The sequence below is a fragment of the Corynebacterium hansenii genome (genome assembly GCF_030408795.1).
Classification (GTDB): domain Bacteria; phylum Actinomycetota; class Actinomycetes; order Mycobacteriales; family Mycobacteriaceae; genus Corynebacterium; species Corynebacterium hansenii.
On sequence record NZ_CP047211.1, the window covers coordinates 21,929 to 41,707 of the forward strand.

Sequence of the window (19,779 nt, forward strand, 5' to 3'; positions counted from 1 at the left end):
AACATGGTGTCGCTTCCATCATCCCGCAATTCCGAGCGGAAGAGGTATCCCGCCCATTGCGGGAGCACCGTTGACGTCGGCGTTTCCGGCGCCATTGCCCTGGTTGCCGCCACCGTTGCCGGGATTGCCGCCGGGGCCGGGATCAGGTTGGTTGCCGCCGCCCCCGAGGCCGGGGAGGTCGTCGAGGCCCGGCAGACCGGGGATTTCGGGCAGGGACGGAATGGAAGGCGTTTCGCTGGTGGGCTCCTCGCTGGTCGGGGTCGGGCTGGGCGTGGACGGGGTGGTCCGGGTCGGTTCGGACCGCGGCGGGGTGACGGATTGGGTGGTCGTCCGCGTGCTGGTCGACGTTTCGCCGGTGCCGCGCTCGGACATCTGGCCCATGAGGATCCACACCGCGCCGGCGAGCACCGCGAGCAGGAGGATCAACGTCAGCCACAGGCCGGCGTTGCTCTTCTTGCGATGCGGCGGGCGCTGCGGGGCGCGGCCGGACCGGGTCGCCGGGCGGGAGGCGGAATGGCCTGCCCCGGTGGCGGCGGCACCGGCCATGCCCGCTGCGCGGGTGTCCGGGCCGCGGCGCAGGCCGGGTTCCGTCAGCGCGCCGAGTTCGCTCGTCGCCGGATGCGCGGCATCCGACTGCCGGTGGATCACCGGCTGCACCCCGGCGGGCTGCGGCGGGCGGTGGCCCTGGCGCACGCGGTGCACCGCCATCGCCAGCTCACGGCCGTCCGCGTAGCGGCGCTCGGGATCCTTGCGCAGCATGATGCCGATCAGTTCGCGGATGTGCGGGTGGACCGTCTGCGGCAGCGCCGGCGGCGGTTCGTTGATGTGGGCGACGGCCACGGCGACGGTCGTGTCGCCGAGGAAGGGGCGCCGGCCCGCGACCATCTCGTAGGCCACGCAACCGAGCGAGTAGATGTCCGTCGCCGGCGTGACCTGACGGCCCTGCGCCTGCTCCGGCGAGACGTACTGGGCGGTGCCCACCACCATGCCGGTGCGCGTCAACGGCACGGCTTCGGCGGCCTTGGCGATGCCGAAGTCGGTGATCTTCACCGTGCCCTCCGGCGTCACCAGGATGTTGCCCGGCTTGATGTCGCGGTGGATCAGATTGCCGGCGTGGATCGCCGACAGGCCGTGCGCCGTCTGCTCGACGACGTCCAGCGCGAGGTGCTCGGGCAGCGTGCGGCGCCGGCGCAGCACGTCCGCGAGAGACTCGCCGCGGATGTACTCCATGACGATGTAGCACGGTCCGTCCGCGCCGCGGCCGGGTTCCTCGTGGGAATGGATGGTGACCACGTTCGGGCTGTCGACGCTGCGCGCCGCCGACGCTTCGTTGCGGAAGCGCTGGCGGAACTCGTCGTCATCGCCGAGCTCGCGGTTGAGGATCTTCACGGCGACCTGGCGCCCGCCGGCGGACAGGTCGTCGGCGAGCCAGACCGTCGACATGCCGCCGCGGCCCAGGACGTTGCGGACGCGGTAGCGCGAGGTGCCGAGCATCTGCTGGACGGCCGCGGCCTCGGTGTCGGGGGAATCGTTTCCGGGGTTCATGATCAGCGCACCGACCTTTCGACGGCGGCGATGACGTCGCGGCCGATCGGGGCGGCGACGGAAGCGCCCGTCGCACCCTGGCCCTGGCCGCCGCCGGACTCGACGACCACCGCGACGGCGACGTCGGAATTCGGGGCGAACGCGATGTACCAGACGTGCGGGGCCAGCGCGCCACGCTCGGAGCCGTGCTCCGCGGTGCCGGTCTTCGAGGCGATGACCGAACCGTTGCCGCCGGAGTGGTTCTCGGACCCGCGCATCAGATCGGTGAGGATCGCGGCGGTGTCGGGGTGGATGGCCTGATTGACTTCCTTCGGCTTGATGGTCTTCAGCGGCGAGAGGTCCTGCCCCTGGACGGTCTTGACCAGGTGCGGCTCCATGCGCTTGCCCTTGTTGGCGATGGTTGCGGCGATGATCGCGTTCTGCAGCGGCGTGAAGGACACGTCGCGCTGGCCGATGGACGTCTGGGCCAGGGCAGCGTCATCCGGGATGTCGCCCAGGGTGGACTTCTCCTGGGGCACGCCCAGATCCTTGGCTTCCTCGCCGACGCCCATGCGCTCGGCGACGTCGCGCAGCGGATCGGCGCCGGTCTTGACGGCCAGCTCGGCGAACGCGGTGTTGCAGGACTGGGCGAAGGCGGCGCGCAGGGTGGTCATGCCGCCGCAGGACGAGCCGCCGTAGTTCTCCAGCGTCGTGTTCGTGCCCGGCAGCGTGATCCGCGCGGCGCCGGTGACCGGGGTCTCCGGGGTGGCGCCCTTCTCGATGCCCGCGATGGTCGTGAGCACCTTGAAGGTCGACCCCGGGGGCAGCGGCCGCTGCGTCGCGTGGTTGAGCAGCGGGGCGTTCGAATCGGAATTGAGCTGCTTCCACACGTCGGAATCGTTGCGGGCGATCTGGTTCGGGTCGTACGACGGCGTCGACGCCATGGCCAGGATTTCGCCGGTCGACGGGCGGATGGCCACGGCCGAACCGACGTAGCCCCGGTCGGCCAGCGCGCGGTAGGCGGTTTCCTGGGCCTCCGGGACGAGCGTCAGCTCGAGGTTCGCGCCGTTGCGGCCGCGCCCGGTGATCGTGTCGATGGCGCGGGATGCGAACAGCGACGGGTCGGAGCCGTTGAGGATGTCGTTCTGCGAACGCTCCAGGCCGCTGGACCCGTAGATGTCGGACAGGTAGCCCTCCACCGGGGCGTACGCCGCGGGGTTGGCGTCGTAGACGCGGGAGTAGTAGCCGTCGGGACCGAGCTCGGAGCGGGCGAGGATCTCGCCGCCCGCGCTGATCTGGCCGCGGTGGCGCGACTTCTCCTCGAGGAACTGGCGGGAATTGAGCGGGTTCTCGGCGTACTTCTCCGTGCGGAACGCCTGGACCCACGTGAGATTGGCCAGCAGCAGCACGATGAGGACCACCGTGAACATCATGACCTGGCGGATGGACTTGTTCATCGTGCGGTCACCTCCTCGGCCTGCTCGGGCGCCGGGGCCGCGGCGCCCCACGGGCGGCGGGCGGAATCGGAAATGCGCAGCAGGATCGCCAGCAGAATGTAGTTGGCCAGCAGCGAAGAGCCGCCCGCCGACATGAACGGGGTGGTCAGGCCGGTCAGCGGCATCATCTTGGAGATGCCGGCGACGACGACGAACACCTGGATGGCGATGGTCAGCGCCAGACCCGAGGCCAGGAGCTTGCCGAAGGAATCGCGCACCTGCATCGCGGCGTTCATGCCGCGCGCGATGAGCACGGCGAACAGCATGATGATCGCGGCCAGGCCCACGAAGCCGAGTTCCTCGCCGAAGGCGGCCAGGATGAAGTCGGAGTGGGCGACCGGGACGTTCTGCGGGTACCCGTTGCCCAGGCCGGTGCCGGTGACGCCGCCCCAGCTCATGCCGAACAGTGCCTGCGACAGCTGGTAGCCGCCGGAGTCGTAGTTGGCGATGGGATCGACGAAGTGGTTGACGCGGTCCTGGATCTTCGCGGAGACCTGGTACACGCCGAAGCCGCCGACGGCGACGAGGATGAGGCCGATGACCAGCCAGGACCCGCGCGCCGTGGCGATGTAGAGCATGCCCAGCACGGTGCCGAAGAGCAGCAGGGCCGGGCCGAAGTCGTTCTGCAGCGCCATGATGACCAGGGCGACGCCCCACACGACCAGGATCGGGCCGAGGTCGCGCAGGCGCGGGAAATCGAGGCCGAGGACGCGCTTGCCGGCGACGTTGAACAGCGAGCGCTTGATGACCAGCAGCTGCGCGAAGAAGATCAGCAGCAGCACCTTGGCGAATTCGCCCGGCTGGACGGAGAACGGGCCGATGGAGATCCAGATGCGCGCGTCGGCGTTGATCGACGACGGCCACACCAGCGGCAGCGCGAGCAGCACCAGGCCGACGAGGCCGAGGATGTAGGAATACCGCGACAGCGACCGGTGGTCGCGCAGCAGCACCACGACGGCGACGAACATGCCGACGCCCAGCACGGTCCACATGACCTGGCTGCGCACCAGCGCGGTGTCATTGGCCATGTCGAGGCGGTGGATCATCACCAGCCCCAGACCGTTGAGCGCGGCGACCACGGGCAGCAGCACCTGGTCGGACCAGGGCGCGAAGAACCGCAGCACGGTGTGGGCGACGCCGAACACGAGGATGAAGCCGCCGACGATCCAGAGCATCTCGACGGTCGCCGTGTTGCCCTGGCCGAGTTCCGCGGAAACGAGGGCCAAAAGCGTGACGCCGCCGGCCAGCAGCAGCATCAGCAGTTCGCGGTGGCGTCCCGGGCGGGACTGGGTTTCGGTGCGGGGTGCGGTCATCGGCGGACCTCCCGGCAGTTGACGCCCGGTTCGGAGCCGGTGCCCGGATCCTCGCGGTTCGCGGCATCGCCGCCGCCGTCGCGGCCGTCGCGGCCGTCGTCCGGCGCCTGTCCGTCGCGGCCCTCGCCGCGGTCGACGGTCAGGCACACCGGCAGGGCCTGCTTGGCCAGGCGGCCGATCTGGCCGCGGATCTCGTCGTAGGAATTGGCGGGCAGGCCGTCGAGCTGGGCGCGCGCGGCCGGGGCGAGGTCGTCGGGCGACATCAGGTGGCAGTTGAGCGAGTCGCGGGCGGTGCCCGGTTCCGGCAGCGTCACCGAGTTGTCGTCGGCCAGGCAGACGTACTGGTGGTGCGAATGCAGGGAAATGCCCAGCAGGCTGCCCGGGACGCCGTGCATGACCTGGATGACGCCGTCCTCGACGGCCAGGTGGTACATCGAATCGTTCTTGCGCCAGCCCCACACGCCGATGGCGGTGACGGCGACCAGCGCTACGACGACGAATGCCGCGACGAGCCAACGGCCGCGCGGCTTCTGGGGGCGGTCGACGGGCTCGGCCGTCACCGCGCGTTCCTGTTCGGCGGGCGGGCGCATCGCGGCGGCCCGGCCGGCCGACGTGTTCGGGCGCGGCGCCTCCGAATCGGTGGAGCCCAGCGCGCCGGCCAGCGCCGGCTCTATCGGGGTGTCGGCGGTGGAGTCGACGACGTCGGCGATGATGATGGTGACGTTGTCGGGCCCGCCGGAGCGCAGCGCCAGCTCCACCAGGCGGTTGGCGGCCTCGGCGGGAGTGCCCTCGGACAGCGCCTCGGCGATGGTGTCGCGGGACACCGGGTCGGACAGGCCGTCGGAGCACAGCAGGTACCGATCGCCCTTGCGGACCTCCCGGTACTTCAGCGTCGGCTCCACCGGCCGGCCGGTCAGCGCTTTGAGGATCAGCGAGCGCTGGGGATGCACCGACGCCTCTTCGGCGGACAGCGTCCCCTCGTCGACGAGCGACTGGACGTAGGTGTCGTCGCGGGTGATCTGCGTCAGCTCCCCGTCGCGGAGGAGGTAGCCGCGCGAGTCTCCGACGTGGCACAGTCCGACGCGCTCGCCGTCGAAAAGCAGCGCGGTCAGCGTGGTGCCCATGCCCTGCGTCACCGGGTTGGCGTCGATCTCCTCCGCGATGGAGGAATTGCCCTCGGCGCACGCCAGGGCGAGCGCGTCGAGCAGGTCGGCGTCGGGCTGGTCGGCGTCGAGCTTGGACACGTGGGCGATCATCAGCTGCGAAGCGACCTCGCCCGCGGCGTGGCCGCCCATGCCGTCGGCGAGGGCCAGCAGGCGGGGGCCCGCGTAGGCGGAGTCCTCGTTGTTCTGCCGGACCAGGCCCCGATCCGAAATGGCGGTGTAATCGAGCGAGTAATTCACGGCTGCAACCTCAGAGTCGTTCGGCCGATGCGGATCTCCATGCCGGGCTGGAGCTTTTCGGGCTGGTCCACGCGCTGGCCGTTGAGGAACGTGCCGTTGCGCGAGTCCAGGTCCTCCAGGTACCAGTCGCCGTCGCGGGGGATAAGGCGGGCGTGGTGCGAGGAGGCGTAGTCGTCGTTGAGCACGAAGGCCGAGTCATCGGCGCGTCCGATGGTGATTTCCCGCTGGTTCGCCAGGTTCATCCGCGAACCCGCCAGCGGTCCCGCGGTCACCAGCAGCTGCTGGGGCGTCTGGGAACGCTGGAAGGGCCGCCCGCGCAGCGGAGGCGCGGCGGCGGATCGCACCGGGCGCAGCCCCGACGCGGCGTTGGCGTCGGCCCGCAGGGCGCGCAGGGTCATCCAGATGAAGAACCACAGCACGACCAGTACGGCGATGCGGGACAGCAGGAAGACGATCGCCTCCACGTACTTACCTCCTCTTCGCGGCGCCGGTTGCGGCGCCGGTTTCCCGGCCGGTGGGTGTTTTCCCTCCCGGCGCCGGGGCCGGTTGGCCCGTCAACGGATCCGGACCTCCATGACCGAATGGCCCATGGAGATCACGTCGCCGTCTGCGAGCAGCCAGTTGTCGATCGGTGAATCGTTGACCATCGTGCCATTGGTGGAGTGCAAATCCACCAGCACGGCGTCGCGGCCGTCCCAGGTGATCTCCGCGTGCTGGCGGGACACTCCGGTGTCCGGCAGCCGGAAGTCGGAGATGGTGCCGCGGCCGATGATGTTCGATCCCGGCCTGACCTCGAACGTGCGGTTGGAACCGTCCTGCAGCAGCAGGGTCACCGTCAGCTGTTCCTCTTCCGGCGACGAGGGCCCCGGGGGGACCTGCACCGGGCGGTCGTGGGGGGACGGGGCATTGCTTTGCGACGCCCCGGCGCCCGCGGTTCCGGCGCCCATGGCTCCGGCGCCCATGGCTCCGGCGCCCGGGCCGGGTGCGGCGAAATCATCGTCGGCGTATCCGGTGGCGGGGGCGCGGGCGTCGGGCCGGGCGAAGGCCGGATCGGATTCTTCGCCGGGTGCCCGGTAGTGAGATTCGGTTTCCGAAGCGCCGCCCGGCACGGCCGTGGCCCCCGCCGCGCCCGCCCCGGCGGCACCGGCGGCACCGGCGGCTCCCGCGGCGGCGCCGGCGGCGGCTCCCGCGGCACCGGCGCCGTAGCCGTGTCCGTAATCGGAATCCGCGCCATCGCCGTCGCCGTACCGATCGGACGGCATGGCCGACTGCGCGGGCGCACTGCCGGTCGCGGCGGCGTCGTCAAGCGGGGCGGACGCGGGATCCACGGAGATCGGCTCCCCGTCCTCCCCGATGAAACCGGACTCGTCGCGGTAACCCTCGGTGAACTGGCTGGCCGTCTTCAACTGGCCGGTGTGCAGGGAATCCACCTGCTGGATGCGCACCGACACCGAACCGGACATCGCCCACCCGTTGTTGCGGCAGTAGCGCGCCATGCGGTCCGCCAGCTCCGACGGCAGCTCCGGGCCGCCGGCCGAAAGATTGGCGAAGTCCTTCGGGCTCACGCCGATGCGGAAATCATTGGGGGCCAGGTAGCGGCCCTCGGCATCCTGCATCAGGAAATCCTCGATCTCCTGCTTCAGGCACTCCTCCAACTCGTTGGGCACGACCTTGCCGCCGAAAACGCGCGCGAAGCTGTTGTCCAGCCCGCGCTGCAGCGAACTGTCGAGCTTCCTGATGCGTCCCAGAAAATCCATTAGCGGGTCGTTTCGCCTTCCCCCGAACCTGCCGGGGGCGGGCTCGGGCTATCGGTTGCGGACGGCGCCCGACGTGACCGCTGTGACGGCTGCGACTGCGACGCCCGCGCGTGCGTGCGTATGTGCGTGCCCCAGTATAGGGGCGCCCGCCCCAGAGAGAATGGTTGTTCATCTCCGGCGGACCGGGGTCGGAGGGCGTTGCGGGGCCCGTTTCGGCCGTGGCGGGCGGTTTTTCGGGGCCCGCGCGGGTGGGTTTTCGGGCCCTGGGGGCTGCTTCGCGACGTGTGGTCGGGGCCGTTTTGGTGTGCCCGGAAACATGCGCTGGCCTGCGGATTTGGTGCCCGCGGGAGTGCGGGTGTTATTGTATTCCTCGTTGCCACGGGCGAGTGGCGGAATGGCAGACGCGCTGGCTTCAGGTGCCAGTGTCCTTCGGGACGTGGGGGTTCAAGTCCCCCTTCGCCCACCACGAGCGGTTCTACGAACTGCAAGGCCGGAGGTTACGAACTCGAAAAGGGTTCGTGACCTCCGGTCTTTTCGTCGTGCCACCCAGCTACTCGCGGGCCATTCGGTGCTTCGTCGTGTCGCCCAGGTGCCCGTTGTATCGAATGATCAACGCTTGTGAAAACGGTGCCGAGAAACCGCTGGTGGTCAGAAGTGCTACTCGGGAGCGTTGATCAAACGACACGAACGGTCCCTGGGCATCCGTCGTTGAGTCCAGGTCGTTCGTTGAGTATCGGTCGTTCGCAGGCCATCCGGTGTTCGGTGAGCTGCCCTGTCGTCCGTTGCATCTTCGGTCTATTCGTCGGGCTCCGGTTGTTCGCTAGCCCCGGTTGTTCGCGGGCCATTCTGTTCTTCGTCGAGCCACCCAACTGTCCGTTGTGTCAGATGATCAACGTTGCCGAAATCCGCGTCGCGAATCCGCTGGTGGTCAGAAGTGCTACTGGGGAGCGTTGATCAAACGACATGAACGGTTCCCGGGCCACCGTCGTCAAGCGCCGGCCCACGAACGGTTCCTGGGCAAACGTCGTTAAGCGGCCGCTCGCGAACGATCTCCGGACAACCTCTGTCGACGCCCTCCGTAAAGGAAGGATGACGAGGCACCTCCGCAAAGGAAAGCCGGCGAGATTCCGCCAGATGGGAAGAAGACGGGGGCTTCCCGGAACGCTCGGAGGCGGAAAAGTAGGCGGCGCTCAGCTTTGGTCGCTGAACCCGTAGAACCACATGATGTGGTGGCGCAGCAGTTCCGCCGCGTCCTCGCCCCGGCGCTCGACCACGGCGGCGAGGATCTCGCGGTGCTGCTTCTGCAGGTTCCGGCTGATCTCCGGCCAGTTCTCCAGGCCCGACACGGTCTCCTGCACGTAACCGATCGTCGCCTGGCGCAGCGACGCCATGATCGTCTCCACCACCACGTTGCCGGCCAGCGAGGCGAGCAGGACGTGGAACTCGGCGTCGTTGGAGTGGAAGTCGCGGGCGGGGAGGTCGGGATCATCCATGATGTCCAGCAGCTCGCCGGCGCGTTCCAGGGTCTTCGCCCGTTCCTCGCCATCCGGGGCCGACGCCGCCTCGAGCGCGGACTGGGTCTCCAGGAGCAGGCGGGTCTGCACCAGGTCGCGCACGGGCAGGGAACGGGTGGCCACGTGCATGCGCAGCGCCCAGGCCAGCGCCGCCGACGGCTCCGAAATGACCACGGCGCCCGCCTTCGGGCCGGAACCGGTCGCGGAGCGCACCAGGCCCATGGCGTCGAGGACGCGGATGGCCTCGCGTACCGACGCCCGCGAAATGCCGAAGTCCTCGGCGAACTGCCTTTCGCCCGGAAGCTTGTCGCCGACGGAGATGGCCCCGCTGCGGAGGCGTTCCTCCAGCCAATCGAGGACGACCGTGTAGGCGCGGGCGGTGGTGGCGGGCATGAACGGGCCTCCTGGCGAAAACGACTTTCGTCGATGATAGGCCCGCACCGATCGGGCGTCCGACTTGGGCGTCAGACTCGGGCGCCGACCTTCACGGGCGACTCCTTGCGCCACAGGTGGTTGGCCAGGAATCCCAGCCCGGCGATCAGCGCCACGAGCATCACGGTGCCGAGGTTCAGCCCGAAGCCGTTGATGAACAGGTAGGCGACGACGCCGCCGGCGAGGCAGTAGTAGGTGGTGACCAGGATCGTCTGGCGCAGCAGGTCGCCTTCGCGGCCGAGCAGGCCGACCGTCGCGGAGGCGGCGACGATGTTGTGGATGGCGATCGGGTTGCCGCCCGCGCCGCCGATGGCCTGCGTGGCGACGATCAGCTCCGGCCGGTCGAGACCGATGGCGACGCCGGTGGAGTACTGGAACTGCGAGAACGTCAGGTTGGACACGGTGTTGGAGCCGGCGATGAAGGCGCCGAGCGCGCCGATCCACGGTGCGATCAGCGGCCACGCCGACCCGGAGATCAGCGCCGCGCCCTCGGCGAGGGTGACGGGCATGCTGGACAGGCCGGATTCGTTGAGGTCGGGGCCGGACTGGATGAGCACGCGCACCAGCGGCACGGCGAACACCAGCGCCGCGGCGGTGCCGGCGAGCTGGCCGCCGGAAATGCGCAGGGTTTCGCGGATCTGGGCGCCGTTCATGCGGTGCAGCACGTAGGCGAACACCGACGTGAGGATGAGCACGAAGCCGGGCAGGTAGAAGGGCTGGATGGTGGTGGAGACCTCGGTGCCCAGGATGTTCTTGAAGGGGATGGCGATGCCCGTCAGCCACTCCTTCAGCGGGGCGATGACGCGGGTGGCCACGAGCAGGAGGGCCATGAGCACGTACGGCGCCCACGCGCGGGTCAGGCTCATGCGGGACGAGACGTCGGTGGCGGCGGCCGGTTCGATGGTGCCCATCCAGCGGGCGGGCCAGGATTCGCGGGGGCCGAAGCGGAAGGTGTCCTTCGGCATGAGGAAGCCCTTGCGGGAGGTGTACATGACCACGGCGAGGCCGATGATGCCGCCGAACATGGACGGGAATTCGGGGCCGAGGAAGCGGGCGACCAGCACGTAGGGGATGGTCATGGCGACCGAGGCGTAGATGGCGAAGGGCCACACGGCCAGGCCGTCGCGGAAGCGGCGCTCGGGGCCGAAGAACCCGGTGAGCAGGGTGACGATGATCAGCGGGATGAGCACGCCGACGATGGCGTGGATGGCGGCGGTGTGGAACCCGATGGAGTTGATGAACTCCGGCATGGTGACGCCCAGTACCTTGACGCGCTCGGCGACGGCGGGGTCGCCGCCGAGGCCGTTGGCCACGCCGACGAGGATCGGCGTGCCCACGGCGCCGAAGCTGACGGGGGTGGACTGGACGATGAGCCCGACCATCACGGCGGACATGGCCGGGAAGCCCATGGCCAGCAGCAGCGGCGCGACGACGGCGGCGGTGGTGCCGAAGCCGGAGACGCCCTCGATGAAGGACCCGAACAGCCAGCCGATGATGATCGCCTGGATGCGGCGGTCCTCGGAGATGTCGTTGAAGCCGGCGCGGATGGTGGCCATCGCGCCGCCGACGGTGAGCGTCGACAGCAGCAGCAGGGCGCCGAAGACGATGTAGAGCATGGTCGAGACGACGACGAGCCCCTCGATGGTCGCGGCGACGACGCCGGTGATGCTCATTTTCCAGACGGTGACGGCGACGATGACGGCGGCGACGTAGCCGACGGGCATGGCGCGTTTGGCGGGCCAGCGGAAGCCGGCGAGGAGGACGCCCACCAGCAGCAGGGGCAGCAGAGCCAGGAAGCTCAGCACGGCGAGATTGTCCATGTATCGGTCCTTTCGGCGGCCGGGCGCGTGCTCCTGGGTGGGGTTGTGCGCGGGGCCGGGGGTGCGTCGTTCGGGGATGCGGGGGGCATCCGTCCCCGATCGGAGGGGAGGGGTGTCTGCCTGACGCCGGGCGGAGGTCCCCGGGCCCGCTTTGCGACGGGGCCGATCGCCTTCTCCGTGTGGTCAGTCCACAGGAGATTATGTGACTGCGGTCACCCAAATCAAGGGCCAAAACAAAAATGTTTCGGCATTTGCGTGACCTGCCTCACTGGTTTACTGTGGTCTGACCACAGCCCGGGACGGGGTCACGCTCGACTCCGCCCATCCCGCGCCGAGGCCGGAGGCGGCACCCGACGCACACCCCGGAATGCCGCTCCACCAGCTGTTTCGACGCAATCCCGGCTGCCCACCCACCCTGGAGGTCCCATGAGAATCGCGTTGTTCTCCACGTGCATCGTGGACGCGATGTACCCGAAGGTCGCCCTGGCCACCGTCCGCATACTCGAGCGCCTCGGCCACGAGGTCGTCTTCCCGCCCGGCCAAGGCTGCTGCTCGCAGATGCACGTCAACAGCGGGTACCTCGCCGACGCGCTGCCGGTCGTGCGCAACCACGTCGAGGCGTTCGAGTCCGCCGACTACGACGTCGCCGTCGCGCCATCGGGGTCGTGCGTCGCCTCCCTCGGGCACCAGCAGCCGATGGTCGCCCGCATCTGCGGCGACGACGGCCTGGCGCAGCGCGCCGCGGAGGTCGCCGGCACCACCTACGAGCTGTCGCAGCTGCTCGTCGACGTCCTCGGCATCACCGACGCCGCGGAACAGCTCGGCTCGTACTTCCCGCATCCGGTGACGTACCACCCCTCCTGCCACGGGATGCGGCTGCTGCGGCTGGGGGACCGGCAGCCCGGGCTGCTCCGCACGGTCGGCGGCATCGATTTCCGGGAGCTTCCCGACGCCGACGAGTGCTGCGGTTTCGGCGGCACCTTCGCCATGAAGAACCCGGGCGTGTCCGGGGCGATGGTCGACGCGAAGATCGGCAACATCGTCGGCACCGGCGCCTCGGTGTGCGCCGGCGGCGACGCCTCGTGCCTGATGCACATGGGCGGAGCCATGTCGCGGCGCGAGGTTCCCGTCACCGCGGTGCATTTCGCCGAGATCCTCGCCTCCACCCGCGAGGAGCCCCTGGAGGTGTCGGGCCCGGTCGAATTGTCCATCCCCGAACCGGGCCGGTTCCGCGGGCGGACCGGCCGCCGTGCCGGCTGCGCCGACCGTGCCGCTCACGCTGATCACGTCGACGGTGCCGCTCACGCCGTTCACGCCGGTCACGACACGCGCAGCGCCGCGACCGAAGGGGGCCGACGATGACCGCCATCAACCTGGGCATCCCCGCCGCCCGCCCGGTCCACGGCCACGGGAACCTGCACGCCACCAAGGCCTTCCCGGCGGCGGCGAAGGAGCAGATGAAAAACGGGCAGATGCGCGCGAACATCCGCCACGCCACCCACACCATCCGCGGCAAGCGCGCCGCGGTCGCCGCCGAGCTCCCCGACTGGGAGCTGCTCCGCGACGCGGGGTCGGCGCTCAAGCAGAACGTCGCCGCCAACCTCCCCGAGCTTCTCGAGGAATTCGAGCGCAACTTCACCGCCCGTGGCGGCACGGTGCATTGGGCACGCGACGCCGAAGAGGCCAACGCCATCGTCGCAAAGCTGATCCGGGACACGGGATCGACCGAGGTCATCAAGGTGAAGTCCATGGCCACCCAGGAAATCGGGCTGGAGGCCCACCTGGCGCAGCAGGGGATCACCGCGACGGAGACCGACCTGGCCGAGCTGATCGTGCAGCTGGGCCACGACAAGCCCTCGCACATCCTCGTGCCGGCGATCCACCGCAACCGCCACGAGATCCGCGACATCTTCCTCGCCGAGATGCCCGGCGCCGATGAGTCGCTGACCTCCGAGCCCCGCGACCTGGCCGAGGCCGCGCGGCTGCACCTGCGCGAGAAATTCCTGGGCACCACCGTCGCGGTCTCCGGCGCGAACTTCGGCGTCGCCGAAACGGGCACGCTCACCGTCGTCGAATCCGAGGGCAACGGCCGCATGTGCCTGACGCTGCCGGACACGCTGATCACGGTGATGGGCATCGAGAAGATCGTGCCGTCGTTCTCCGACCTGGAGGTGTTCCTGCAGCTGCTGCCCAGGTCCTCGACGGGCGAGCGCATGAACCCGTACACCTCCATGTGGACCGGCGTCACCCCCGGCGACGGGCCGCAGAACGTGCACGTGGTGCTGCTGGACAACGGCCGCACCGCGGTCCTCGGCGACGAGGTCGGCCGCTCGGCGCTGCACTGCATCCGCTGCTCCGCGTGCCTCAACGTCTGCCCGGTGTACGAGCACGCCGGCGGGCACTCCTACGGGTCGACCTACCCCGGCCCGATCGGGGCGATCCTGTCGCCGCAGCTGACGGGCATCACCTCGGAGGAGAACGCGTCGCTGCCGTTCGCCTCGTCGCTGTGCGGCGCCTGCTACGACGTGTGCCCGGTGAAGATCAACATCCCCGAAATCCTCGTGCACCTGCGCGCGAAGGCGGTGGAGGCGCAGCGCGGGCCGGTGCCGTCGCAGATGGATCTGATGATGAAGGCCGCGTCGGCGGCGATGTCCTCCGGATCGCGCATGTCGCTGCTGGAAAAGGGCCTGCCGCTGGGCCGCCTCGTCGCCGGCCGCGACCGGAAGATCGGGTGGCTGCCCGGGTTGGCCGGCGGCTGGACCGATGAGCGCGACATCCCCGCCCCGCCGAAGAAGTCGTTCCGCGCGTGGTGGAGGAAGCACGGCGCGACCAACAGCGAGAGCGCGCCGGATGGGGCGCCCCGCAACGCCGGCGCGGCCGGAGAGCAGGAGCAGCCCCGGCAGCGGGCGCGGAGCGGAAAGCAGGAGCAGAAATGAGCGACGCCAAAAACGAGATCCTCCGCCGCATCCGGGACGCGCTCGGCGACGGGCCGGTCGCCCCCGACGTCCCGCGCAACTACCGGCGCACCTCCGGCCGGGACGCCGCGGCGATCCTGGACATGCTGGAGGACCGGCTGATCGACTACCGGGCCAACGTCTACCGCGAGACCCCGGACACCCTCCCGGCCAGGTTGGGGGAGCTGCTTTGCGACGCCCGCCGGGTCGTCGTCCCCTCCGGATTGGATCGGGCGTGGCTGCCCGAGGGCGGTGCCGGAAGCGACGGCGCGCCGGGTGCGGCCCGCTTCCACGCCGACACGGCCGATGCGCCGCTCGGGGTCCGCGAGCTCAACGACACGGTCGACGCCGTGGTGACGTCGTCGACGGTGTCCTGCGCGGAGACCGGGACGATCTTCCTCACCGGTCGGCCGGACGAGGGCCGCCGCGCCATCAGCCTGGTGCCCGACCACCACATCTGCATCGTGCCCGCCGGCAGCGTCACCGAACTCGTGCCCGAGGCGATGGCCCGGGTCGAGCCGACCGCGCCGATCACCATGATCTCCGGCCCCTCCGCGACGTCGGACATCGAACTCGAGCGCGTCGAGGGCGTGCACGGGCCCCGCCGCCTGGACGTCATCCTCCTCGGCTGACCCGGCACGCACCACGCCCGACAACAGCCCCCGGCCGCCGGAACCCGCCGGCCGGGGCGGAAATGGAACCAACCTGATGTTCAAGAAGATCCTCGTGGCCAACCGCGGCGAAATCGCCATCCGCGCCTTCCGCTCGGCCTACGAACTGGGAATCAAGACCGTCGCGGTGTACCCGCACGAAGACCGGTATTCGATCCACCGGCAGAAGGCCGACGAGGCCTACCAGATCGGCGTCGAGGGCCACCCCGTCCGCGCCTACCTCGACGTCGGCGAGATCATCCGCGTCGCCGTGGAATCCGGGTGCGACGCCATCTACCCGGGCTACGGCTTCCTTTCGGAGAACCCGGATCTGGCCCGCGCCGCCGAGGAGGCCGGCATCACCTTCATCGGCCCCCGCGCCGAGGTGCTGGAGCTCGCGGGCAACAAGGTGGAGGCGCTGCGCGCGGCCCAGCGCGCGGGCATCCCGACGCTCCGGTCGACGGAGCCGTCCGACGACGTCGACGCGCTGCTGGAGCAGGCCGACGAAATCGGTTTCCCCATCTTCGTCAAGGCCGTCGCGGGCGGCGGCGGGCGCGGCATGCGCCGGGTGGAAACCCGCGAGGCGCTTCCCGACGCCCTGGGCGCGGCGATGCGCGAGGCGGCGACCGCCTTCGGCGACGCGACGGTATTCCTCGAGCAGGCGGTGCTGCGGCCCCGCCACATCGAGGTGCAGGTGCTCGCCGACGCCACGGGCGAAACGGTGCACCTCTTCGAGCGCGACTGCTCCCTGCAGCGGCGCCACCAGAAGGTGGTGGAGATCGCGCCGGCCCCCAACCTCGACGAGGGCATCCGCGAGGCCCTGCACCGCGACGCCGTGAAGCTGGCCCGCGAGCTCGGCTACGTCAACGCCGGCACGGTCGAATTCCTGGTGGACACCGTCGGCGAGCGCGCCGGCGAGCACGTGTTCATCGAGATGAACCCCCGAATTCAGGTCGAGCACACGGTCACCGAGGAAATCACCGACGTCGACATCGTCCAGGCGCAGCTGTGCATCGCCGCCGGGCAGACGCTGGCGGACCTGGACATCGCCCAGGACCGGCTGCGCGTGCGCGGGGCGGCGATGCAGTGCCGCATCACCACCGAGGACCCGGCGAACGACTTCCGCCCGGACGTCGGGCGCATCTCGGCGTACCGCTCGGTCGGCGGCGCGGGCGTCCGGCTCGACGGGGGCACCATCTACGCGGGCGCGGAAATTTCCCCGCACTTCGATTCGATGCTGGTCAAGCTGATCTGCCGGGGCCGGGACCACCAGGCCGCCGTCCGGCGGGCGCGCCGGGCGCTGGCGGAGTTCCGCGTCCGCGGGGTGGCCACCAACATCAGCTTCCTCCGTGCGGTGGTCGCCGACGAGGAGTTCCTGGCGGGCAACGTGACCACCGACTTCATCGAGAAGCGGCCCGAGCTGCTCCGCGGCGAAGCGTCGGCCGATCGCGGCACGAAGGCATTGAGGTGGCTGGCCGAGGTGACCGTCAACAAGCCCCATGGCGAGCCCGTCGCGGGCCCGGACCCGCGCGCCAAGCTGCCCCGGCACCCCGGCGACAAGCTGGACGAACCCCTGCGCTCGCCTTTCGACGGCCCGTCGCGGCATGTCCCGCCGGCCGGGTGGCGGCAGGTGCTGCTCGAAGAAGGCCCCGAGGGGTTCGCCGCGAAACTGCGTGAGCAGCGGGCCGTGGCGGTGACGTCGACGACCTTCCGCGACGCCCACCAGTCCTTGCTGGCCACGCGCGTGCGCACCCGCGACCTGCTGGCCGCGGCGCCGGCGTACGCGCACACGCTGCCGCATCTGCTGTCGGTCGAGGCCTGGGGCGGCGCGACCTACGACGTCGCACTGCGCTTCCTGGGCGAGGACCCGTGGGAGCGGCTGCGCCTGCTGCGCGAGGCGATGCCGAACATTCCCATCCAGATGCTGCTGCGCGGGCGCAACACCGTCGGCTACACGCCGTACCCGGTGAAGGTGACCGATGCCTTCGTGCGCGAGGCCGCCGATACGGGCGTGGACATCTTCCGCATCTTCGACGCCCTCAACGATGTCGAGCAGATGCGCCCGGCGATCGAGGCCGTCCGCCGCACCGGCACCGCCGTCGCCGAGGTCGCCCTGTGCTACACCGGCAACCTCGCCGATCCCGCCGAGGACCTGTACACGCTCGACTACTACCTGGAGCTGGCGCAGCGCTGCGTCGACGCCGGCGCGCACATCCTGGCGATCAAGGACATGGCGGGCCTGCTGCGCCCGGCGGCGGCGAAGACGCTGGTCTCGGCGCTGCGGGAGCGTTTCGACCTGCCCGTCCACCTGCACACCCACGACACCGCGGGCGGCCAGCTGGCGACGATCATGGCGGCCGTGGAAGCCGGCGTGGACGCCGTGGACGTCGCCGATGCCTCGATGGCCGGCACGACGTCGCAGGTCTCCGCGTCCGCCCTGGTCGCCGCGCTCGAGCACACCGACCGCGACACCGGCATCCCGCTGGACGCGATCTCCGCGATGGAGCCGTACTGGGAGGTCATCCGCACGATGTACCGGCCGTTCGAGTCGGGGCTGACCGCCCCGACCGGCCGCGTCTACCGCCACGAGATCCCCGGCGGGCAGCTGTCCAACCTGCGCCAGCAGGCGATCGCCCTGGGCCTGGGCGATCGTTTCGAGGCCATCGAGGACATGTACGCCGCGGCCGACGCGATCCTCGGGAGGCTGATCAAGGTGACGCCGTCGTCGAAGGTCGTGGGCGACCTGGCGCTGGCGATGGTGGGCATGGGCGTCGACCCGGCGGAGCTGGCCGCCGACCCCGCCAACTTCGACATCCCCGATTCGGTGGTGAACTTCCTGGCCGGCGAGCTGGGCACGCCGCCTGGCGGGTGGCCCGAACCGTTCCGGACGCGGGCCCTGCGCGGCCGCGGCGTCACCGGGGGAGTGAAGGACCTGAGCGAGGAGGATTCCCGTGCGCTCGCGGCGGATTCCGCGACGCGCCGGGCGACGCTGAACCGGCTGCTGTTCCCCGGCCCCACCCGCGACCACCTCGAACACCGCGCGAAGTACGGCGACCTGTCGTCCCTGCACACACGCGATTTCCTCTACGGCCTGACGCCGGAGCGGGAGCACGTGATCTCGCTGGGCAAGGGCGTCCGGCTGTTGGTCACGCTCGAGGCGATCTCGGAGCCGGACGAGAAGGGCATGCGCACCGTGATGGTCGCCCTCAACGGCCAGCTGCGGCTCGTCGACGTCCGCGACCACTCGGTCGCCACCGAGATCCCGGAGGTGCGCCGGGCCGATCCCGCAGACCCCGGCCACGTCGCCGCGCCCTTCGCGGGTGCCGTCGCCGTCACGGTCGCGGAAGGTGACGTCGTGGAGGCCGGCGCCCAGGTGGCCACCATCGAGGCGATGAAGATGGAGGCGTCCATCACCGCGCCCGTCGGCGGCACGGTCACGCAGGTGCCGCTGGCCGGGGTCACCCAGGTCAACGGCGGCGATCTGCTGCTCGTGCTCGACCCGGATGCGGGGGAGCCCGCCTAACCGCGCGACTTGCCGGTGGTGAAGCCGATCAGCTTGTGCGTGCCGTCGCACAGCGGCTTGATGGAGGATGCCCCGCACCGGCACAGCGCCACCACCGCGCGATCGGGGCGTTCGGGGTCCGCGCCGGGTTCGGCGGCGATGGCGAAATCGCCGCGGACCAGCAGCGGGCCGTTCGGGCACGCGGTGATCACGGTGCGAGCGTCGTCGTCGCTCATCGGCCGGTACCCCCGTCCTCGCCGTCGGCCGGAGCCGGGTTCGGGCCGCCGGGTTCGCGCAGCGCGGACCGCCCGTCGGACCAGGCGGCGTCGATGTGCGCGCCGACGAGGTCGTCCATGTGCAGGCTCGCCGCCGCCCCGAAGAGGATGTCCGCGGCCAGCTCCGGCTCGTCGTCGGTCAGGCCGCCCGCCAGATCCCGGCCGGCGATCTGCTCGTGGACGGCGTCGGCTTCCACGTGCTCGTCGAAATACCAGGTGACGTCGTTCCCGTGCCCGTGGCGTCGGAAAGCCCGCGCGTAGTGCTTGTTCGGGATCGACGACGTCATCTCGAACGCCGCCAGATGCCCGACGACCGCCCCGCGCAGCCGGCGGTGCAGGCCGAAGAAGCTCATCATGTTCAGCGAGGCCAGCGTGATCGCGGGGACCCGGTCGACGTAGGCGTCGGGGGCGTCGGAAAGCCCCATGCCGCGCAGCGTGCCGGCGAAAATCTCGGCGTGCATGCGGCCGGGGCGGCCGTTGCCGTACTCGTCGGACTGGATCTCCACCAGCGCCGCCTTCGCCCGGCCGCGCAGGCGCGGGATCGCCCACGAATGCGGGTCGGCCTCGCGCAGCGTGTAAATCGAGCGCAGCACCAGCAGTTCGCGCAGCTGCTCCTCGGTCGCCTTGCGGCCCGCCCACATGGCCAGGCCCGGCTTTGCGACGGCATCCGTCATCGCGAACAGCGCCTCGGTCACGGTGCGGCCGGGGGCGGGTTCGGTGGCGGTGACGGCGGCGTCGGGAAGCTCGACGATGTCGTGCAGGACGGTGTCGAAGGCGTCCTCGATGCGGGCGCGGATGGCCAGGAGGTCGGGATCCCACTCGAAATCGCCCGCGATCCAGCGCGCCGGGCCGTAGTGGAGCAGGTAGAGGAGGAAAAGCGTCAGTTGCACGTCATCGTGGTGGAGGAGCGCGTCGCCGGTGTCTCCGGCGCATTCGGCCAGCGCGCTGTCGACGTGATCGGCGAGCGCCCGCATCGTCTCGGGCGTGTGCGCGGTGCGGCCGGTGAGCAGATCGAGCAACAATGCGCTGGCCGGTCCGCGCGGCGCGGGTGGTCCGGGAACGGCGGCGCGGTCGTCGGACGCCGGGATTTCCGGGGCCTCCGGTGCGTGGTTCGCGAGGGTCATCGGGGACTCGTTTCG

The 19,779-nt window shown here is 70.4% G+C and carries 13 protein-coding genes, 1 tRNA gene and 1 pseudogene; 5 read left to right on the forward strand and 10 right to left on the reverse strand.

Annotation, left to right across the window (positions count from 1 at the left end; translation table 11 throughout):
- Window positions 1-18: 18 nt before the first annotated feature.
- The 6 genes from CHAN_RS00095 to CHAN_RS00120 form a co-directional block, all read right to left on the reverse strand.
- A complete protein-coding gene (locus tag CHAN_RS00095; protein WP_290290646.1) occupies window positions 19-1,545 on the reverse strand; it encodes a serine/threonine-protein kinase in 1,527 nt (508 codons plus the stop codon).
- Between the two features lie 2 nt (window positions 1,546-1,547).
- Entirely contained in the window at window positions 1,548-2,981 is a 1,434-nt protein-coding gene (locus CHAN_RS00100) for a penicillin-binding transpeptidase domain-containing protein (RefSeq protein WP_290290648.1), read from the reverse strand.
- On the reverse strand, window positions 2,978-4,333 hold the full coding sequence (locus tag CHAN_RS00105) for an FtsW/RodA/SpoVE family cell cycle protein (RefSeq protein WP_290290649.1): 1,356 nt from the start codon (window positions 4,331-4,333) through the stop codon (window positions 2,978-2,980). Before CHAN_RS00105 ends, CHAN_RS00100 begins: the two co-directional genes overlap by 4 nt.
- Window positions 4,330-5,736: a PP2C family protein-serine/threonine phosphatase gene (locus tag CHAN_RS00110; protein ID WP_290290651.1), complete on the reverse strand. Its 1,407-nt coding sequence runs from the start codon at window positions 5,734-5,736 to the stop codon at window positions 4,330-4,332. Before CHAN_RS00110 ends, CHAN_RS00105 begins: the two co-directional genes overlap by 4 nt.
- Complete coding sequence (locus tag CHAN_RS00115) at window positions 5,733-6,200, reverse strand: FHA domain-containing protein FhaB/FipA (protein ID WP_048740554.1); 468 nt, start codon at window positions 6,198-6,200, stop codon at window positions 5,733-5,735. Before CHAN_RS00115 ends, CHAN_RS00110 begins: the two co-directional genes overlap by 4 nt.
- A gap of 90 nt (window positions 6,201-6,290) precedes the next feature.
- Entirely contained in the window at window positions 6,291-7,493 is a 1,203-nt protein-coding gene (locus CHAN_RS00120) for an FHA domain-containing protein (protein ID WP_290290654.1), read from the reverse strand.
- A 380-nt stretch (window positions 7,494-7,873) separates the two neighbouring features.
- On the opposite strand from CHAN_RS00120, the gene CHAN_RS00125 reads away from it, so the two are divergent.
- Window positions 7,874-7,959 (forward strand) — tRNA-Leu (locus tag CHAN_RS00125).
- Between the two features lie 724 nt (window positions 7,960-8,683).
- Here the strand turns inward: CHAN_RS00125 and CHAN_RS00130 are convergent.
- The gene (locus CHAN_RS00130; protein ID WP_290290655.1) at window positions 8,684-9,400 is read right to left on the reverse strand and encodes a FadR/GntR family transcriptional regulator; all 717 of its coding nucleotides are present in this window, start codon (window positions 9,398-9,400) and stop codon (window positions 8,684-8,686) included.
- Window positions 9,401-9,471: 71 nt separating this feature from the next.
- Window positions 9,472-11,259 (reverse strand): L-lactate permease, encoded by a 1,788-nt coding sequence (locus CHAN_RS00135; protein WP_290290657.1) that lies wholly within the window; start codon window positions 11,257-11,259, stop codon window positions 9,472-9,474.
- Between the two features lie 426 nt (window positions 11,260-11,685).
- Between CHAN_RS00135 and CHAN_RS00140 the strand changes: the two are divergent.
- The 4 genes and pseudogenes from CHAN_RS00140 to CHAN_RS00155 form a co-directional block, all read left to right on the forward strand.
- Window positions 11,686-12,453: pseudogene (locus tag CHAN_RS00140) on the forward strand ((Fe-S)-binding protein); the annotation flags it as partial.
- 164 nt (window positions 12,454-12,617) lie between these two features.
- Complete coding sequence (locus CHAN_RS00145) at window positions 12,618-14,195, forward strand: LutB/LldF family L-lactate oxidation iron-sulfur protein (RefSeq protein ID WP_290290659.1); 1,578 nt, start codon at window positions 12,618-12,620, stop codon at window positions 14,193-14,195.
- On the forward strand, window positions 14,192-14,845 hold the full coding sequence (locus CHAN_RS00150) for a LutC/YkgG family protein (protein WP_290290661.1): 654 nt from the start codon (window positions 14,192-14,194) through the stop codon (window positions 14,843-14,845). The genes CHAN_RS00145 and CHAN_RS00150 overlap by 4 nt, the downstream gene beginning before the upstream one ends.
- A 76-nt stretch (window positions 14,846-14,921) precedes the next feature.
- Complete coding sequence (locus tag CHAN_RS00155) at window positions 14,922-18,386, forward strand: pyruvate carboxylase (RefSeq protein ID WP_290290663.1); 3,465 nt, start codon at window positions 14,922-14,924, stop codon at window positions 18,384-18,386.
- Here CHAN_RS00155 and CHAN_RS00160 read toward each other — a convergent pair.
- Together CHAN_RS00160 and CHAN_RS00165 are read right to left on the reverse strand one after the other, a co-directional pair.
- Window positions 18,383-18,601, reverse strand: a complete 219-nt coding sequence (locus CHAN_RS00160) for a CDGSH iron-sulfur domain-containing protein (RefSeq protein WP_048744387.1) — start codon at window positions 18,599-18,601, stop codon at window positions 18,383-18,385. The genes CHAN_RS00155 and CHAN_RS00160 overlap by 4 nt on opposite strands.
- Window positions 18,598-19,764 carry an iron-containing redox enzyme family protein gene (locus tag CHAN_RS00165; RefSeq protein WP_290290667.1) on the reverse strand — a complete coding sequence of 389 codons (1,167 nt, stop codon included), beginning with the start codon at window positions 19,762-19,764 and terminating at the stop codon, window positions 18,598-18,600. Before CHAN_RS00165 ends, CHAN_RS00160 begins: the two co-directional genes overlap by 4 nt.
- Between the last annotated feature and the right edge of the window lie 15 nt (window positions 19,765-19,779).

What these genes read in the sequence shown, in the direction of transcription:
- CHAN_RS00095 (WP_290290646.1), bottom strand. Translation starts at nt 1,545, where the DNA reads ATGAACCCCGGAAACGATTCCCCCGACACCGAGGCCGCGGCCGTCCAG.
- CHAN_RS00100 (WP_290290648.1), bottom strand. Translation starts at nt 2,981, where the DNA reads ATGAACAAGTCCATCCGCCAGGTCATGATGTTCACGGTGGTCCTCATC.
- CHAN_RS00105 (WP_290290649.1), bottom strand. Translation starts at nt 4,333, where the DNA reads ATGACCGCACCCCGCACCGAAACCCAGTCCCGCCCGGGACGCCACCGC.
- CHAN_RS00120 (WP_290290654.1), bottom strand. Translation starts at nt 7,493, where the DNA reads ATGGATTTTCTGGGACGCATCAGGAAGCTCGACAGTTCGCTGCAGCGC.
- CHAN_RS00130 (WP_290290655.1), bottom strand. Translation starts at nt 9,400, where the DNA reads ATGCCCGCCACCACCGCCCGCGCCTACACGGTCGTCCTCGATTGGCTG.
- CHAN_RS00135 (WP_290290657.1), bottom strand. Translation starts at nt 11,259, where the DNA reads ATGGACAATCTCGCCGTGCTGAGCTTCCTGGCTCTGCTGCCCCTGCTG.
- CHAN_RS00145 (WP_290290659.1), top strand. Translation starts at nt 12,618, where the DNA reads ATGACCGCCATCAACCTGGGCATCCCCGCCGCCCGCCCGGTCCACGGC.
- CHAN_RS00150 (WP_290290661.1), top strand. Translation starts at nt 14,192, where the DNA reads ATGAGCGACGCCAAAAACGAGATCCTCCGCCGCATCCGGGACGCGCTC.
- CHAN_RS00155 (WP_290290663.1), top strand. Translation starts at nt 14,922, where the DNA reads ATGTTCAAGAAGATCCTCGTGGCCAACCGCGGCGAAATCGCCATCCGC.
- CHAN_RS00160 (WP_048744387.1), bottom strand. Translation starts at nt 18,601, where the DNA reads ATGAGCGACGACGACGCTCGCACCGTGATCACCGCGTGCCCGAACGGC.
- CHAN_RS00165 (WP_290290667.1), bottom strand. Translation starts at nt 19,764, where the DNA reads ATGACCCTCGCGAACCACGCACCGGAGGCCCCGGAAATCCCGGCGTCC.